18 protein-coding genes are annotated in these 18,038 nt (G+C 45.3%); 4 read left to right on the top strand and 14 right to left on the bottom strand.

Translation table 11 applies throughout. The annotated features are described in order from the left end of the window. Window positions 1-65: 65 nt before the first annotated feature. Window positions 66-1,661, top strand: a complete 1,596-nt coding sequence (locus AAA939_RS00990; RefSeq protein ID WP_338211239.1) for an Nramp family divalent metal transporter — start codon at window positions 66-68, stop codon at window positions 1,659-1,661. A gap of 126 nt (window positions 1,662-1,787) precedes the next feature. Here AAA939_RS00990 and AAA939_RS00985 read toward each other — a convergent pair whose 3' ends face one another. The 11 genes from AAA939_RS00985 to AAA939_RS00935 form a co-directional block, all read right to left on the bottom strand. Next, window positions 1,788-2,006 (bottom strand): P8 family protein, encoded by a 219-nt coding sequence (locus AAA939_RS00985; RefSeq protein WP_057707549.1) that lies wholly within the window; start codon window positions 2,004-2,006, stop codon window positions 1,788-1,790. 106 nt (window positions 2,007-2,112) lie between these two features. After that, the gene (locus AAA939_RS00980) at window positions 2,113-2,868 is read right to left on the bottom strand and encodes a matrixin family metalloprotease (RefSeq protein ID WP_338211237.1); all 756 of its coding nucleotides are present in this window, start codon (window positions 2,866-2,868) and stop codon (window positions 2,113-2,115) included. Between the two features lie 541 nt (window positions 2,869-3,409). Next, entirely contained in the window at window positions 3,410-3,898 is a 489-nt protein-coding gene (locus AAA939_RS00975) for a GtrA family protein (protein ID WP_338230407.1), read from the bottom strand. 156 nt (window positions 3,899-4,054) lie between these two features. Next, window positions 4,055-4,924: an adenylyltransferase/cytidyltransferase family protein gene (locus AAA939_RS00970; RefSeq protein ID WP_338207506.1), complete on the bottom strand. Its 870-nt coding sequence runs from the start codon at window positions 4,922-4,924 to the stop codon at window positions 4,055-4,057. Window positions 4,925-5,011: 87 nt separating this feature from the next. Continuing rightward, window positions 5,012-6,754 carry a pyruvate oxidase gene (spxB, locus tag AAA939_RS00965; protein WP_338207507.1) on the bottom strand — a complete coding sequence of 581 codons (1,743 nt, stop codon included), beginning with the start codon at window positions 6,752-6,754 and terminating at the stop codon, window positions 5,012-5,014. A gap of 337 nt (window positions 6,755-7,091) precedes the next feature. After that, the gene (locus tag AAA939_RS00960) at window positions 7,092-7,973 is read right to left on the bottom strand and encodes a LysR family transcriptional regulator (protein WP_338207508.1); all 882 of its coding nucleotides are present in this window, start codon (window positions 7,971-7,973) and stop codon (window positions 7,092-7,094) included. Window positions 7,974-8,427: 454 nt separating this feature from the next. Then, on the bottom strand, window positions 8,428-9,738 hold the full coding sequence (locus tag AAA939_RS00955; RefSeq protein ID WP_338207509.1) for a Sapep family Mn(2+)-dependent dipeptidase: 1,311 nt from the start codon (window positions 9,736-9,738) through the stop codon (window positions 8,428-8,430). 11 nt (window positions 9,739-9,749) lie between these two features. Beyond that, on the bottom strand, window positions 9,750-11,063 hold the full coding sequence (locus AAA939_RS00950) for a PTS sugar transporter subunit IIC (RefSeq protein WP_338207510.1): 1,314 nt from the start codon (window positions 11,061-11,063) through the stop codon (window positions 9,750-9,752). A gap of 21 nt (window positions 11,064-11,084) precedes the next feature. Then, window positions 11,085-11,609, bottom strand: a complete 525-nt coding sequence (locus AAA939_RS00945; RefSeq protein WP_338207511.1) for a GrdB-related putative oxidoreductase — start codon at window positions 11,607-11,609, stop codon at window positions 11,085-11,087. Window positions 11,610-11,626: 17 nt separating this feature from the next. Further along, window positions 11,627-12,349 (bottom strand): GntR family transcriptional regulator, LSA1692 subfamily, encoded by a 723-nt coding sequence (locus AAA939_RS00940; protein ID WP_338207512.1) that lies wholly within the window; start codon window positions 12,347-12,349, stop codon window positions 11,627-11,629. Window positions 12,350-12,367: 18 nt separating this feature from the next. Further along, the gene (locus AAA939_RS00935; RefSeq protein ID WP_338207513.1) at window positions 12,368-13,321 is read right to left on the bottom strand and encodes a glycosylasparaginase; all 954 of its coding nucleotides are present in this window, start codon (window positions 13,319-13,321) and stop codon (window positions 12,368-12,370) included. 487 nt (window positions 13,322-13,808) lie between these two features. Here AAA939_RS00935 and AAA939_RS00930 point away from each other — a divergent pair, with 487 nt between their 5' ends. The 3 genes from AAA939_RS00930 (at window position 13,809) to AAA939_RS00920 (ending at window position 16,262) form a co-directional block, all read left to right on the top strand. Continuing rightward, the gene (locus AAA939_RS00930; RefSeq protein ID WP_338207514.1) at window positions 13,809-15,398 is read left to right on the top strand and encodes an Nramp family divalent metal transporter; all 1,590 of its coding nucleotides are present in this window, start codon (window positions 13,809-13,811) and stop codon (window positions 15,396-15,398) included. After that, window positions 15,398-15,829, top strand: a complete 432-nt coding sequence (locus AAA939_RS00925) for a universal stress protein (protein WP_338207515.1) — start codon at window positions 15,398-15,400, stop codon at window positions 15,827-15,829. The genes AAA939_RS00930 and AAA939_RS00925 overlap by 1 nt, the downstream gene beginning before the upstream one ends. Before the next feature lie 154 nt (window positions 15,830-15,983). Further along, a complete protein-coding gene (locus tag AAA939_RS00920) occupies window positions 15,984-16,262 on the top strand; it encodes a hypothetical protein (RefSeq protein WP_338207516.1) in 279 nt (92 codons plus the stop codon). Between the two features lie 67 nt (window positions 16,263-16,329). On the opposite strand, the gene AAA939_RS00915 is transcribed toward AAA939_RS00920, so the two are convergent. The 3 genes from AAA939_RS00915 to AAA939_RS00905 form a co-directional block, all read right to left on the bottom strand. Further along, the gene (locus AAA939_RS00915) at window positions 16,330-17,007 is read right to left on the bottom strand and encodes a TVP38/TMEM64 family protein (protein WP_338207517.1); all 678 of its coding nucleotides are present in this window, start codon (window positions 17,005-17,007) and stop codon (window positions 16,330-16,332) included. Window positions 17,008-17,098: 91 nt separating this feature from the next. Next, window positions 17,099-17,422, bottom strand: coding sequence for an ArsR/SmtB family transcription factor (locus AAA939_RS00910; protein ID WP_338207518.1), 324 nt, complete (start codon window positions 17,420-17,422; stop codon window positions 17,099-17,101). 17 nt (window positions 17,423-17,439) lie between these two features. Then, window positions 17,440-18,003, bottom strand: coding sequence for a cadmium resistance transporter (locus tag AAA939_RS00905; RefSeq protein ID WP_338207519.1), 564 nt, complete (start codon window positions 18,001-18,003; stop codon window positions 17,440-17,442). Window positions 18,004-18,038 lie beyond the last annotated feature (35 nt).

Genomic DNA, 18,038 nt, shown 5'->3' with positions numbered 1-18,038 from the left:
TCATTTGTCATAATTCTATGCTACATTATTATAGGCTTAAGAGTTAAAGAAAGGTGGAATTTGAATTGAATTCTAACAAAAATGGGGAAACGACGAAACACAAGCATAAGCTAATCGAATACGCGAATGGTCCGTCGTTGGAAGAAATTAATGGTACCGTCGAAGTTCCTAAGGGACAGGGTTTCATGAAAACATTGTTTGCTTATTCCGGTCCGGGTGCGTTAGTTGCCGTGGGGTATATGGATCCGGGGAACTGGTCAACTTCAATCACTGGTGGGCAAAACTTCCAGTACATGTTGATGTCTGTTATCTTAATGTCAAGTTTGATCGCAATGTTGCTTCAATACATGGCGGCTAAACTTGGCATCGTGAGTCAGATGGATTTGGCCCAAGCCATTCGTGCCCGCACAAGTAAGGGGCTGGGCGTTGTTTTATGGATTTTAACCGAGTTAGCCATCATGGCAACTGATATCGCCGAAGTTATCGGGGCGGCAATTGCGCTGTACTTGCTATTCCACATTCCGTTAGTCATCGCGGTATTCATTACCGTCTTTGACGTCTTAGTACTGCTTTTACTAACGAAGATTGGTTTTCGGAAAATCGAAGCCATCGTGGTTTGCTTGATTCTAGTGATTCTCTTTGTCTTTGTCTACCAAGTTGCCCTCTCGAATCCTGACTGGGGCGGTGTCGTTCGTGGATTAGTTCCAAGTGCCGCAACTTTTTCGACGGATCATCCCGTGGGGGGAATGACCGCCCTATCTGGTTCACTTGGAATTATTGGTGCGACGGTCATGCCGCATAACTTGTACTTACATTCCGCAATTTCGCAAACACGTAAAATTGACCACGATGATGATGAAGACGTTGCCCGCACGGTGAAATTCACCGCTTGGGATTCTAACATCCAATTAACGTTTGCCTTCTTTGTTAACGCGCTACTGCTCATTATGGGTGTGGCTGTTTTCAAGACTGGTGCCGTTAAAGATCCGTCATTTTTCGGTTTGTTCCAAGCTTTATCCGACGCTTCAACCTTGAGCAACCCGCTTTTAATCGAAGTCGCTAAGTCAGGAATCTTATCCGTCCTGTTTGCCGTTGCATTACTTGCTTCGGGTCAAAACTCAACCATTACTGGAACCTTAACGGGACAAGTGATCATGGAAGGCTTCATTCACATGCGCACACCACTATGGGTTCGCCGTTTGATTACGCGCTTAATTTCCGTCGTTCCCGTACTCATCTGTGTCCTATTCACCAGTGGAAAAACGGCGGTTCAAGAACATACCGCCCTGAATAATCTGATGAATAACTCCCAAGTCTTCTTGGCCTTTGCCCTCCCATTCTCAATGTTGCCATTGCTAATGATGACGAACAGCGAAGTGGAAATGGGAAAACGGTTCAAGAACAGCCTTTGGGTCAGCATTCTCGGTTGGGTGTCCGTCATTGGGTTGACGTATTTGAACATGATTGGGTTACCCGATCAAATCCAGGCCTTCTTTGGTGATAATCCCACGGCCGGACAAGTTCAACTTGCAAACATCATTGCCTACATCCTAATTGCCGGGGTGCTCTCACTATTAGCATGGACCACTTACGACCTTTACCGGGGTAACAAGCGCTACGCCGCAAAGGTTCAGGCTCATTTAGAAGCAGCAGAAGACTAAGCCGTAATTTAATACAACTCATTCCTTCTATATAGTAAGGTATTGCGCTTTGCTTTAAAAATCAGATGACAAAAAAGGATCCGAGACAATCGTCTCGGATCCTTTTTGCGATGCAAGTTGTGTTAGTTAAGCCTTTAAGAGTTTTTCAACTTCGCTCTTAAGCTTAGCATCATCCATACTCATATAAGGCGCGACTTCATCAGCGGTCTTGTCAGTATCATGGCTGTCATCGTCCATAAAGTGATTCCAAATCGCATCGCGAACTGGTAACTTGGAGTCACTCCAATCAAAGACATCAGACATCTTTTCGTCCAATAAACTGTTCATTTCCACATTCTCAGCCATACTAAAACAACTTCCTTTCTAACTTTTTGGTACACCTCTAGTATAAGGCAAATTTGAAAAAGTGACTGAAATTGGTCTGGATTTTTTCAGATTGTTAAGTCACCAGCTAGCTAGGTTGATAAATTTCCCGTAACGCAGCAATGTCTCCATCAGATAAGACGCTCTTTCCCTGGCTGACCGGGTACATGACGGACTGGGTGGATGTACTGTGGTCTAGCCCCAGAGCGTGGCCCAATTCGTGCACGGCAACCGCCTTACTGAAGGCGGCACTGTAGTCCCCGTTCAAGCTGGCAGAGGCGTTATTCCAATACTTAATGCCACGAATGCTGACTTGCTTGGTAATCTGGGGACCGCCGTGGCCTAATTCAATCGTCGTATCACCGGTCGGCATCTTTTTGAAATAGACCGAGAACGTAATCGAATTTTGATGGTTCTGGGCAGTCCCTTCAACCAAGTGCACGAGTCCCGTTTGGTTATAGGTGGCAACGGCTTCTTCGAATACTTCCCGGCCAGTGGCGGATAGTTTCTGGTTAAAATGGTAATAATAAGTTTTAGACAACGTGGTTTTTTGAACGATTGATTCAATCGGCGTCGCATTCGCCGACTGCTTCTTCGTGTTAGACTGCGCTTTTACCTTGGTCTTCTGTTTAGCGCTAGTCGTTTCCGAAGATGACGTTTCCGCCGCCGTTCCATCGGCCATTAAATGACTAGACAAATTTCCAGACAAGGCCGCCACTAAGTTGTTGCGTACCTGCCCGACAATTGTCGCTGCCTGGGGAACGAGGGTCGCCCGGTTGTTATAGCCCCAACCAACGGCCAAGATGATGACCAGCGTCCAAAATAGATTTTTAATGACTTTCAAGTTAGTGACCCCTTTAAGCGTGATTCAGCGATTATCACATAAGTTCCATAATATCGGTTTAGATTATCCCCCATTTTACAACCCCTGAACACTGAAAGGTTCCCCAAGCGAATAATCCTAATAAAACTTTATACAGCTACAGATTGGAAATTGAATTTTATAGGCGAGCCTCTAGATAGAAGCTAATCTTGCTACCATGTACTGTTACATCATTGCACAGACTGATAAAAACTAGTTACTCATGAACTTGATTAGGCTAGTTCTAAGTATCGGAATTAGTCACGACCAATGTTATCAGTGAACCTTAGACTATTCCATGAATCTAACTGATTTCCGTAAATCAACAACTATCGTCAAAGTTAAGTTTAGCGAAGTCGGGCAGAATCGAGGTCGCAGACCGCACTATGGCTGCGACCGTCCCCCACGGCACACCGGTTCTGCCCGACGGAGCGGCACATTTAAAAAGGTCTTCTAGTTTAAAAGTCCGCAAAAAAACGGCAATCACGGTCAAATAACTGACCGTAATTGCCGTTGAAGGATTTTACTTACGAAAGACAAATAGTTTTGATAAGAAAAAGTTTCCAATAATCGCACAAAGTTGCCCAATAAGTTTGGCAACTGGTGCCGAAGTGCCAACTAGTGAAATTGTAATCCACAATACTAGGGCTTCAATCAAGTAGGTCGCAATCCGCGTCCCGTAAAACTTACCCATTTCACGAAATGGATGGGCAGAGTGGTGCTTAAAAACAAGCAAGCGGTCCACCCAGAAAGCCACCTGAACACTAATGATCCACGCCGTTGCGTTAGCAACTTGATATTCAACCTTAAACACTTGGTCCATCAAATAAAAAGTCGCAAAGTTAACCGCAACACTGATGAGTCCCCAGAGGACGTAACGAACCGCCTGATTTCTGGTCTGTTTCTTCGGCGAGGCCAGCTCAGTATCCAAATCAGCAATGGATTCCAGCATTTCCTCCGCCGTCATTTCCGTATCAGGGGTCAATTCGTTAGTTGTTTTTGGTTTAGTCATCGTCCGCACACCTTTCAATCCTGCTATAGGGTATTGGCCTTTTATTATACCTAATTCAAATTGGCATTGACCAACATTCCAACTCTCATTAATAAGTTTAGCACAACGTTCCCTATGACACTCAATCTCTGTGAAAAAGATGGCATGATTCAAAAACTAAATTGCGATTACTTGAGCAGACGCCACTTGTTGCGACCGGGCGACGCGTCGCTTTAAGAGCCCCAATTCAACCGTTTGACTGCCGGCACTAATCACCATTCGACTGGCTGCCGAATCAGCAATCGTGACGGACAATCCCCGCCGGTTAACACTCAGCTTTCCGGTAAGTTCGGTCTCACCGACCGTCAGCTGGCAATCGTACGTACCCTGCGGTGGGAGTTGTTGTAGCCGACTAGCAAGTCGGAACTGAAGTGGGCCGTCCTGACGTGATTGAACTAGCTGCCCCGCCAACGCGTATCGGTGACCCAGTAATTCATTGGCTTGTTCGATATGACCAAACTTGATTAGCCGCCGAATCTGAGTCGACCCAATCTTTTGTTGATCTTGAGCCAGCTCCGATACGACAACCACGTCAAACGCATCGTGATTGTAGCGTGGCATGTCCGCAACCGTTGCCTGACCGCCACGACCAAACGTATAGTCAAAGCCACCGACGACAACGTCCGCATTAAGCGCCATCAAATAATCACGCACAAATTTTTCCGGTGCGATGCCCGCAAAGTCGCGGTCAAAATCAACTACATAGGTCGTATCGACTTGATTTTGTGATAATAAAGCCAATTTCTGACTAATGGTGTTCAAGTACCGAAAATCCGTTTGCCGACTGGTATTGAAAACCCGTGAAACGTGCCGGTTAAACGTCATAACGGCAAGTGGTAAGTGCCGCTCGTGCGCTAATTGACGTGCCCGCGCAATCACGTGCTGGTGGCCCTGATGGACCCCGTCAAAAAATCCGAGGGCGATCACCTGTCGCGCCGGTTTGGACATCATTGCTAATTTATGTGGGTTTAACCGAACTACTTTCACGATAATTTCCTCCCAATCTCTGACGAACAAAGACGTCCGAGCATACGCCGCGGACGTCTTTGTTCGGTACTCTAATTAAGCTTAAGCTTATTTGCTAGCTTGCTTCAAGAAGTAGCCAAATGGTTTCAAATCTTGTGCTTGATACTTTTTAACGAATTCATCAATCTTAGTTTGATCTTGCCATGATGAGTCAAGGAACATGTGCTCAGTCGTGAATGGCATCTCGTGAGTTAACTTAACGTCAATCAAAACAGGCTTGTCAGTGTTCTTAGCAGCATCCATAGCTTCTTGGAATTCAGCCTTAGTCCGAGCGGTAAAGGCTTCTGCGCCCATCCCTTTGGCAGCGGTTGCCCAATCAGTAGCTGGTAAATCAACACCTGACAATGGTTGTTTGCTATCGTCAGTTTGTTCTGCTTCAATAAAGCCTAATGTTTCATTGGAGAATACCACGTTGACAATGTGTAACCCGTATTTAACTTGGGTCAGGATTTCTTCCATTAACATTGCGAAACCACCATCACCACTCAAGCTGTAAACATCGCGGTCTGGGTAAACAACCTTGGCAGCAATTGCAGCTGGTAAGCCGAAGCCCATCGTTGCGTACTTCCCAGAGGTAACCCACTTTTGATCACCATGAATATCAACTAAGCGTTCGAAGTTAATGTTGACGTTACCAACATCCACACCGAAGACGGCACGGTCACTAGCAGTCTTGTTTAAAACATCGAAGATTGGTTCTGGACGAACTGGCATTTGATCACTGTCTTTGAAGCTATCTTGCCATTCAACCCAGTTCTTCTTGTCGGCGATAGAAGCGTCGTAGAAGGCAACGTCTGATTTAGCTTCACCAGCATCGATCATTGCCCGTAACGCTTTCTTAGAATCAGCTAACATAGGTAAATCAACGTGATGACGTTTGCCTAACTTAGCACTTTCAATATCAATTTGAATAATTTTAGCTTTGCGATTGAAGAGGAAGATACTGAATGGTACATCGTTACCAACCCAAACGATCAAGTCAGTGGCGAAACCAATTTCAGCCCCAGGCTTAGGTGCAACCCGACCGGTTGAGCCTAAGTATGCTGGGTAATCTTCGTCAAGAATACCTTTAGCCAATACTGATGAAACTAATGGCATCTTGAATTTTTCAGAAGCTTCCTTCAATTCATCGGCAGCGTCCTTAGCACCAATCCCGAAGTAGATCATTGGGGACTTAGCGTCCTTGATCATTTTAACGGCTTGGTCGACACTTTCCTTAGCTGGTTCTGGATAAACTGGTTCAACGTGCGTGTTAGCAGCTGAAACATAAGTGTCATCAATTTCTGCCCAGCCGAAGTCCTTAGGAATGGTAAGAACGGCAACGCCCTTCTTTTCGTAGGCTTCTTGGATGGCTTCGTCGACTAATTTTGGTAAACTTTCAGCCGTCATTGCGGTCCGGTTCCAGACAGCAACGTCGTCGAAGATTGGTTCTTCGTTCATTGCTTGGAAGAAGTCAATGTTCATCCGGCTAGTTGGAACTTGTGCCACAATTGCGAGCACTGGTGTCCGGTCAACCTTGGCATCGTACAATCCATTTAATAAATGAACCGCGCCAGGGCCAGCAGAACCGAAGCAAACCCCAATTTGACCAGTTAGCTTTGAATCAGCAGCAGCCGCAATGGCACCTGCTTCTTCGTGACGAACTTGGATAAACTTGAAATGATCCTTTTGGTTATAAAGTGCATTCATAGTTGAATCAAATGAACCACCCGGATAACCATAGATATGATCTACTCCCCAAGATTGAATAACGTTCAGTACGGCATCTGAGCCACTAATTTTGTCAGCCATAATATAATCTCTCCCATCCAGTTTTCGCTCCGCATCGATTGGGATGTAAAGTTGTTAATTTGCTAGTTTGTTGTTGTAATCGCTTACAACGTTATAATAGAGCCCACCCGTTGGTATAAGCAAATCTTTTATTCAGGCAAACATTTTCTTATCGAAACCGCTGTCACTACGATTAGGCGCTGTTACACTTTTAACAAGTAAAATTTGCCCCAAAAGATTCCTAAAAGAATTTTAAATATTCTAATATTAAATCAAAAAGAAAGAATTCAGCGTAAACTGGATTCTTTCTTTCAGAAAGCGATAAATATTGATTAGTCTATTGATAAACATTTTCTATCTATACTTTTATCTTTAATAAAATTTGTAGAAGACTTGCTTCGTTTGAACTCAACTTTGCGTTTTTTCGATACGCCACAGAGATATGAAAAGCTTCCCGCAACGGATCATCGATTTTCAATCCGACTAACCCTTCGCCTGGCAAAATGGCGTCCTTGACGAGGAACCCTAACCCCAAATTAGTGCGGACAATGCTCTTCATCCAGGTAATGTCAGAAGTTCGGTAGATCACTTCCGGTTTGACGCCGGCAGCTTGGCAATAATCACGAAAGGCTTGGGGATGGATGAAACTGTCGTCCATCCCAATAAACTTTTGCTGATCAAGCTCTTGAAAACTAATCTTTCCCCGTTTTGCAAACGGGCTATTCTCACTAACAATTACTTCAAACGGCCGGTCGCCCAGCGCGGTGGTCTGAACTTCCCGTAGATGTAGCGGGTGCGCCGAGGCAATCAGCGCAATGTCTAGTTTTCCTTTTGCAAGGTCACTGAGGACCTGTGCGGAGCCCTCTTCTACGACTTTCAGTTGCTTCAGCCAGCCCCACGCTAACAGGTGCTTGGCTACTTGGGGGAAGAAGAGCGCCCCGAGGATTGGGGGCAAGCCAAAGCGAATTTTCGGTTGTTTGGCGGCTTCAATTTCACGGTGGGTCAATTCAAGGCTGTCACTCATCACTTGCGAATTGCGGTACAACAGTTGTCCATATTCAGTAATCAGCATCTGTTGATGCGCGTGGTCTTGTTGCACGAGCTGAGCATCGAACTCTTTTTCTAATCGTTTCACGGCTTGGGTAACCGCTGGCTGTGAAACGGCGAACTTTTCGGCGACATAAGTATAATTTTTATACTTCACAACGGCCCGAAAAAGCGCTAAATCACGAGTATTCACGGTGAATCAGTTCCTTTCTTACACGTTCGTGCATTCCTTCACGCCCTCTACAACCTGGTGGGCGATTATAAACATTACTACTATCATATAGCTAAACCTGGTTTCAGGCTAACGGATTGGTTAGCCCTAGCAGAATATATTCTCAGTGTCAGGCGACTATTTTTTCACGTCATCTTCCCCAAAAATAAAGAGACTGTTTTATTATCACAGTCTCTTCATTACTTTTATGAGTTTAATAACTAAAGGTTGAACTATCGGGAGGTCGTCGCTGATAGCATCGGTCGTGACGGTGGCGTTTAGGTGGTGATTTTTCCACCTTTACACCACGGACGGTCCGGGACACTTGTGTTTTTTACAAGGGTTCCGGGCGAGGGGCAAGACGCTCTTCAGGCTTGACCCGGTCCCACGACCGCATGTTATCAGCGACAGCCGGACTAAATTTTACCTTTAGACCCTAACTTAATTCTGCTAAAAAACAATCGTAATAGATTTCGGTCATCATTTGCCAATCGCTGTATTGAATCCACTCGTCACCCTTATGGGCAATCCCTTTTTGACCTGGAAAGGACGGGCCAAACGCAACGGTGTTAGGCATCCCACGGGCGTACGTGACGCCCGTCGTGGTTACGGGCGTGCCGTCCAGGCCGGTATCCTGTTGATAAATCGCTGAAAACCGTTTAATGAACGGTTGGTTTTGATCTTTAACGGTCGATGGAAAACGGCGTTTAATGACCAATTCAGCGTCACTCGGCAAAACGGAACGCAACTGATCCAGCAATTGATCTTCACTGATTGAAATCGGGTAACGCATCGAAAAGTTAGCTGTAAGAGCCACGTCACTTTTGGCAACGGCGTACAGTGATAGCTGTAATTTGCCCGAGGCAGCGTCTTCAAAATCAATTCCAAGATTATGCCCATCGTATTGATGGCCAATCTTAGTCGCCAGCCAGTCGAAGAACTGACCCGTTTGACCACTCAGTTTTGCCAGGAATGACGCGGCTTGCGGGACAACGTTGTCCGCTAAATCAGGGGCGTTACTTGGGGCTTTCTTACCATTAAACTGTTGAACCGTCCCATCTGCCAAGATCACAGTGGCTGCGGCTGGTAAATAGCTGCGGTCAAACGGCCCACTGATTGATGTGATTTGGTCCAACGACCCATCGTTAGGCTTCAACTTCAGCGTCACGTCCAGTAAGCCCCGTTCGCCATAAACGATGGGAAACTTGCAGTCCGGTGTAATCCCAACAACTGGTGCGGGTTGTTCTGCTAAATAGTGAGGCAGATCCCGACTGCCACCCTCTTCGTCACTGCCGAACATGATGCGGATCCGCTTTTTGAGGGTCGTCCCACGCAATTTGATCAAATACAGTGCAATTAACGTTGAAAGTAGTGGGCCCTTGTTGTCCAAAATCCCCCGGCCATACATCATATTCCCAACCTGGGTCAGTTGATATGGTGGGTAGTGCCAGTCGTTTTCAACGTCAACCACGTCCACGTGGCCTAACACACCAAAGTATTCTGGCGCATCAGCGGGCCCCGCTTCAGCCCAGCCGACACAATTGCCAGCTAAGCCCGTTCGGAAACCCATTTTCTTAGCTAAATCTATCATGTACGCAACGGCACGTTGCGGACCGATACCAAACGGCGCTTCAAAAGTCGCGTGACTGTTGACACTCGGAATCCGTAGTAAGCCGTTTAAATCCGCTAAAAAGTCGTCCGCGTGGCTATTAAATAATTGTTCAAATTCTGGTCTAAGCGCTTGCATATTCATGCCCCTTAAATGTTACTGAAATCAATATCAACATCATCTAATTCGGCGGCTTTTTCGTCGCGTAAATATTGATTATCTAAAGTTTTAATGAATGGGTAGTAAATAAAGAGGTCCAGCACCATTTCAAACAGCTGCAATGCCGAACCGAGCCAGCTACCGGTCGACAACCATCCAGATATCAGTGGCGGTGTGGTCCAGGTCAGCATGACCCCATTCGTCAGTGGAACCCATCCTAACGAGAAGACGATCCCAGAAATAATCGTGTTAACAACGGGCGCAATAATGAATGGAATCGCAATGATTGGGTTCAAAACAACTGGTAACCCAAAGATCACAGGTTCGTTGATGCCAAAGATTCCTGGAACAATGGCTAACTTAGCAAGTTCCCGGACCCGTTTGGAACGACAAATCGTTAGCATAATAATCAGTAAGGATAAGGTACTCCCACCCCCACCGTACGTGGTGAACATATCAATAAATTGCTGGTTGTAAATATGAGGGATTTTATCCCCGGCTTGCCAAGCTTTCAAGTTATCTTGTGACAAGACGAAGAAGATTGGTGACCAAACACTGTTGGTGATGGTAGGACCGTTGATCCCGAAACACCAGAGTAATGAGGCTAAGAAGTTATACAAGGTTGCTGAACCTAAGGAGTTCCCTACGTGGGTCAGCGGTGCTTGTAAAACAGCGTAAATAAAGTTATAAGCGGTATTAAAGTCGGTTAAGCTGAATAGTACCCGGACAAGGAAAAAGGCTAGCACAACTAACGCACTAGGAATTAAGGCGTCAAAAGATTCACTAACAGCAGGCGGTACCCCGTCAGGCATTTTAATCGTCCAGTTACGTTTAACCGCAAATTTGAAAATTTCAACACTAAGAATGGCCGTAATGATCCCTAAGAAGACGCCGTTGGGGCCAAGAAAGACCGTTTCAACAGCACTATATGATTTTTTACCAACTTCAAGCGTCGTCGGGGTCAAAATTAAGAATGAAATAATAGCAACGGCTGCGGAGTTAACGGCGTGCAGCCCGCGATTTTTACCATAGGCGTAAGCAATCCCAAAACAAGATAATAATCCAGTGAAGTTAAAAACTGAGTTAGAAACGGCACTAAACCATTCGGTCCAATGCTGCCCTAAAATCCCCGTCCAGAAGTCTGCCCAACCAGGAATCGGGAAGTTTCCGAACAATAGAAACATTGACGTCACAATGATCAGTGGCATGATGACTAGAAAACCATCACGTAGCGAGCGGAGTACAACGTTATTACCAATTTTGGTCGCAACCGGCATTAACACTTGTTCAAACTTTCTTTGCATAGTGCTTGCCTCCTCATTCTATTAATAACAATATTTACTAATATAGTCCGTAACATCTTCCTTATTTGCCTTTTTCGCACACAGGGTCAGGCCGTGTTCAATGGCGTCGGATAAGCCCGTCCCACCCTTTTTCGGCATCTTAACGATATCCAATTGACGCTGATACTCAGCCAGTAGGTCCGCGTTCTTTTCCCGCGCAACCATGGCAACTACTGGTACGTCGGAGCCACTTTGAACGGCCAAACCGACTTCACAGGCCATCTGCGCAAATTCTGGGTAATCATAAGTGGGCCCTACGAGTAAAACATCGGGTGCCATCTGTTGGCACATCCGCATGACTTTTCCCTGCACAAGTTCACGGTTATCCGCATAGTAGCCCGTGCCACAGTAAAAGGTCGCCATTACATCGCCCTTTTGTTTTTTGAGATCCTTGGCTAAAGTATCTGCGGCCCCCATGGCGAGTTTTTTCCCGCCTAACTCGGTGTCCGCTTTTTCCTTGCCTCCTAGTCCAGCTTGAATCTGGTCTAACAAAACAATGACTTTCATACGATTTAACCTACTTTCTAATGGTGTCGGTACAAGATATTATGGAAGGTATATTTATCAGAACGGTAATACGAATCGTCATACAAAATGGGATAACCATCCACTGAGAAGGTCACGGCGTGGGACAAAAATCCAGCAGCTCCCGTGGGTACCGTTAGCAGGTTGGCAATCCGTGCATCCATTAAAATGGCTTCCAGCTCTTGGCTAGCGTATCCAATCGTCAGCGTTTCCTCCAACTGCGCGTACAGTGATCCGCTTGCCTCACTGATTGTCAGGTCTGGCAACGTCGCAATTCGTACGTACAGTTGTTCCACCGTCATGGGTTGCTGATCAATCAACCGTAACCGTTCGATCCGCCATAACGGTTCGTCGCCAGCGACTTGTAGCGCCGTTTGAACTTGTTCGGGAACAACCGTTAATTTAGTCAGCCGTAAGACCCGCGTTTCCGGGTGCAAATGCATCTTTAAGGCCACTTCCGTAAATCCAGACAAACCGTCGGCCCCACTTGAAATCTTTTCAGGCATCATGGGCGCTAACACGTAAGTCCCGCGATTGCGGTCTTTGACTACCACGTGTTGCCGTTGTAAGACGTCGATTGCTTTGCGCATCGTTAACCGACTCGTGCCGTACTTTTTGGCCAAGTCACTTTCAGCAGGTAATTTCTGATGATCCGCATAGTTTCCTTTTCGAATTGCGACGGCTAACTGCTCCGCCACCTGTTCGTATAAATATTTTTTCACCCATTCCACGTCCCTTAACTAATCAATTGGTGCCTTAATCCGCTTAGCATAAGCGTCCATCCAAGCTTGCGTAATCGGTTCGATGGTTGTCGTCCCGTTTTCGCCTGGATTAGCCATCATCACTTTGGTCGGATGATCTTCATCACCAACGGCAAATGTGAATTCAACGTTCGTTGCAACGCCCCACTCACCAGCCTTATTCAGCGCAATCAATGAGAATTCCCCCGCTTTGCCATAGCGTTTCTTCAACTTTTCAACAAACGGATAAACGGCTTGGTCACACGCGGCTTGTGGGGATAATCCGGTTCCCATTAAGCGCACGATTTCGTAACATAAGCAGCCCTTCATAATGTCTTCACCAAGTCCGGTCGCCGCTGCGCCACCGATCTCACTGTCACAGTAATACCCGTCGCCGACTAAAGCGGAATCGCCAGTCCGTCCTGGTTTCTTCATAAATAAACCAGAAGTTGACGTCCCAACACTCATTGTGCCTTGTTGATCCAGGCTGACCATGCCAACCGTGTCATGGCCGTCATACGGGCTCAATCCCTTGGTTTCGATTTCACGTTTGCGTTTCGCCCAAATCTTTTGCGCCCGTTCGGTTAACATGCTTTTACGTTCAAACCCATTTAACGCGGCGTACTCCGATGCTCCGGTTCCAACTAAAAAACTATTAAAGTGGTCATGACTTAACTTTCTGGCAACACTGACCGGATTCTTCACATCACTAATACCAGCTACGGCACCGACTGCGAAAGTATCTCCATCCATGAAAGCAGCGTCCATTTCAACTAGACCATTCGCATTTGGCAAGCCACCGTAGCCCACAGATTTAAAATATGGGTAGTCTTCAACGGTCGTAATTGCCATTTCCACGGCATCACCACTGGATCGCCCTTTTTTCATTGCTTCAAGGCCTTGTTCTAGGCCTTCATAAGCCATTCGCCAAGTTCCAATCATTGCAATTGCCATTACTTATCACTCCTTTTGATTTTTAACGTTGTAATCGTTTTCACCAACCATTTTAAGCGATATTGTATATACAATCAAGAACATTTTAAACAAATAAAAAAGTATTGTATAAAAAAATAAATAAAAAAAGATGTTTACCATTATATTAAGGGCTTAATTAATTTAACAGCCCACTTATTGATCATATCGTTGATTAACTTACAAACAAGCGCCATCGTTTACTATTTTGCGTCTGATTTTTTCATCTATACCAATTGTGAAAATTCAACAAAAAGATAGTTGATTCACCGCTTTAAAGCTCACCTTTTCACCCCAATAACGGGCCTAGATTTGTGACCACTAAATTCGGGCCCAAGCTATGGCTATTTTGTTAATGGCTAAATTTAGATTTTGTAGGTCTACCTAAAAAAGTATTTCAGTTTTGTATTTTTTATTGTACAATAACAATTGTTCAAATGTTTTGAAATAGAGAAAGGTGGAATTGCACTTGAGTGAAAAAGAAACTATCCCAACCCGCAAGCATAAACTGATTGAATATGCGAACGGCCCATCCCTAGAAGAAATTAACGGTTCGATTGAAGTCCCTAAGAACCTTAATTTCTGGAAAACATTGTTTGCCTATTCAGGCCCTGGCGCCTTAGTTGCCGTTGGTTACATGGACCCCGGTAACTGGTCAACTTCCATTACTGGTGGGCAAAACTATCAGTACATGTTAATGTCTGTCATCTTGATATCAAGTTTGATTGCGATGTTACTTCAATACATGGCAGCTAAACTTGGTATCGTGAGTCAGATGGATTTGGCCCAAGCCATTCGTGCCCGGACGAGTAAGTCCCTCGGAATTGTTTTGTGGATTTTAACTGAATTTGCCATCATGGCAACCGATATTGCGGAAGTTATCGGAGCTGCCATTGCGTTATATCTATTATTCGGAATTCCTTTGGTAATTTCAGTTTTCATTACCGTTTTTGATGTTTTGCTCTTATTACTATTAACTAAAATTGGTTTCCGGAAAATTGAAGCTATCGTTGTTTGTTTAATCTTAGTTATCCTATTTGTCTTTGTTTATCAAGTTGCTTTATCTAACCCTGATTGGGGTGGTGTGATTAAAGGCCTCGTGCCAACGGCCGCCACCTTCTCAACGGCCCATTCCGTCAATGGGATGACACCACTGTCCGGTTCACTTGGGATCATTGGGGCAACGGTCATGCCACATAACCTCTACTTACACTCTGCGATTTCGCAAACGCGGAAAATTGATCACAGTGATGAAGCCGACGTGGCGCGGACCGTTAAGTTTGCCAGCTGGGATTCCAACATCCAACTGACAGCGGCTTTCTTCGTTAACGCCCTCCTACTTATCATGGGAGTTGCCGTCTTCAAGAGTGGCGCCGTTAGAGATCCTTCATTCTTCGGGTTATATCACGCACTATCTGACACTTCAATGCTCAGTAACGGGATCTTAATCAACGTTGCAAAATCCGGTGTTCTTTCAGCCCTATTCGCCATCGCCCTATTAGCCTCTGGTCAAAACTCAACCATTACTGGAACTTTGACCGGGCAAGTGATTATGGAAGGTTTCGTCCACATGCGGATGCCACTATGGTTACGGCGATTAGTCACCCGGTTGATTTCCGTGATTCCCGTTTTGATTTGTGTGGCCTTAACCAGTGGCAAGAGTGCCATTGATGAACATACGGCGTTGAATGATTTAATGAATAATTCGCAAGTGTTCCTGGCCTTTGCCTTACCGTTCTCGATGTTACCATTACTAATGATGACCGACAGTGCGGTTGAAATGGGCCATCGCTTTAAAAACAGCCTGTGGTTAAAAATTTGTGGTTGGTTCTCCGTCATTGGTTTAACCGTCTTAAACTTGATTGGTCTACCCGACCAGATTGCCGCCTTCTTCGGTAGCAATCCGACTGCGACACAAACTGATTTAGCTAACGTCATCGCTTGGCTTCTAATTGCGGCGGTTCTCGCCCTCTTAGTTTGGACCATCTATGACTTGCACCGTGGTAACCAACGTTATGCGGCTAAAATGGCCGCCAAAGCAAAGGAGAGCGCTGAATAATGGCTACAAAATTTAAACGCATTCTGGTTGGGGTCGACGACTCAGCCGACGCCCTACTCGCCTTCAACTACGCCATTCACCAAACTAAGCAAGACGATGCTGAATTGATCATCGTTTCTATTTTGGAAAACGATGACATGAACGTCTATCAAGCTTTGAGTAAAGACTACGTCCATGGTGAACGCGATGAACTCGAACAACACCTGGACAAATACCAAAAGCAAGCTCAAGATGCCGGGTTGACTAAGGTTCACACGGTCATCGCTGAAGGTGAACCTGGTGAAACCATCGTTAAAGAAGTGATTCCCCACGTTCAGCCCGACCTTTTAATCATCGGGTCTCTTGCGAAAAAGGGCATTGCAAAGCACTTCGGGAGCCAAGCCGCTTACATGGCTAAATATGCCCCGATTGCCGTATTAGTGATTCGCTAAATTCACGACTAAAAAAAGATCTTGCAATCCGTTTAGATTGTAAGATTTTTTTATTTGATTATAATTATTTTTTAGGGATAGTGAACTTTAATTGAATATAATTCCTAAACATCTTATAATAGCCTTGTGTTAAGGATTGAAAGGAGTGTTCGGATTGACCCCAAACGAGACTTACGATGCATTAGAACGGTGGGAACTTTTACCCACCACTGAATTCACGTGGCGACCATTTACAGATACGGCGGTTTATGTCGAAACAGAGCAACAACGGTTAGTTTATCGGTTAGATTTAGAAAATAGGGCAGTCATTATTTTCAAAGCAGATCCTAGTACTGAACTCTCGGAACACTTTCTACCGCTCAAGACGATCCCGTTGACCGCTGAGCAAATTACCGATTTGAAACACCACAAAAATCCACCAGTCATGCAATAATTACGTTCTATTGATCAAAATACCGATTGCGAGTCATCATCTTAATGACTTGCAATCGGTATTTTAGTTATTCAGTTTTAGTATTCGTACGCCGGTCGTGGCGAATCAACCAGAGCAACCCAATCAATAACACGACGATTACGGCTAATCCCAACGCATTTTTAAAGTGCGCCTTGATGAGTTCATCCCCGCCACAAGCGTAGATCACGGCGGTTGGAATACTTCCAACCAACGTTGCCAGTGCAAGCTTACGTGGCGTCACACCCGTCTTGACCGCCGCCAAACTCACTAATGACGTTGGAATGAACGGAATCGTGTACCCAATAATAATTCCCAGCAGCGGGTGACGCATGTTTTCAATCGCATCAACAATCTTACTAGGTTTAGCGGTTTGTTTTTCAGTCACGCGGTTAAAGACCCGTTGGGCAATCAAGTTGCCTAGCGTAATTCCGATAATGTTGAGGACGGCTCCCAGGCCCTTACCAAAACAGATCCCCGCAATCACGCTAATGGTCGCCACCGGTGCACCGGGAATGATTGAAAAACAAATCAGTAACGGGACCACTAATAAAATATCGACGGCCCGATGACGCCGAACTTGGGCCACAATTGCTGACTGGTCAAAGACTTGCTCACGAAACATGTCCCATGTGCCGTGGTACCGAATTGCTAACAGTACGATCAGCAGCGCCGCCAGTACTGCGGCCACACTGATCAACTGATGTTTTGATAAGCTGACTTTCACCGGCTACGCCTCCGTTGGTTTTGATAATATCCTTATTATCACTAATATTAGACCTGCTGGCAATCAATTACACGGCAAACACCACAAATAACTACTTAGATCGTCCTGGATGGGGCGCGTGTTTAATTTCATGCGCCACGTGGCCCAGCATTGCGTTGACCATTTCTAAGATGTGCGGATCGTCCAGACAATAATAGACGTGTTTGCCCCGCTTACTCCGCGTGACCAACTGATATTGAAATAAAATTGCTAATTGGTGCGACACAATCGGCTGCGCTAACTGAACATGGGCCACAATACTGGAAACGTCGGCCTCATTATTTTCCAAGAAGTATAAGATTTTAATCCGATTCACGTTGCTGAGCACCTTATAAATTTTAACAGCTTCCGCTAAAATCGGTTCACTAACATCCATCTAAACGTCCTCCCTTCCTATATTAATGCCATTAAATGACTGATTAAGCCACTATCCCAAAAGACGTACAGCCCAATTAAGACGTAGCAAACCTTCATCAACCGCTCACCGTGGGCCGTCATGACCCGTTCCACTACTGGAATATCCGCCACTAGTTTGATCAAAAAGACCACGATAATGGTCAAAAACCCGATGAACCCTAAAGTCATTAGAAAGTGGCCCATCGTTTCCCCAACCAAAACTGGTAGAAAGATGGACAGGTTACACCCCGCACAGACTGATAAGTAAGTAATTAGGACACTCAAAACGGGCGAACGACTCGTTTTATCCCCGTCATCATCGTCATCCTTGCGAAAAGCCATCCAAATTGGCAGTAATCCCAGTATTCCCAATAACCATTCTGGCAAGAATAGAGCCAGCGTCTTACCGATAAAGAAGCTCGCCGTTAATAATAGTAGGTTTCCTAGCAGGTACCCGACCAATACTTGCCAGACCCGGTACTTCTTTAGTAAAAAGATCATCATGAAAAAGAAATCCAAGTTAACACTCAAAAATGTTAACGCCAATAAGCCATAATTCAAATTGCATCCCCCCACTCTCTTTAACATATATTAAA

The organism is Lactiplantibacillus paraxiangfangensis, from assembly GCF_036246185.1.
In the GTDB taxonomy this organism is placed as follows: Bacteria; Bacillota; Bacilli; order Lactobacillales; family Lactobacillaceae; genus Lactiplantibacillus; species Lactiplantibacillus paraxiangfangensis.
This window is presented reverse-complemented; position numbering and strand designations above follow the sequence as displayed.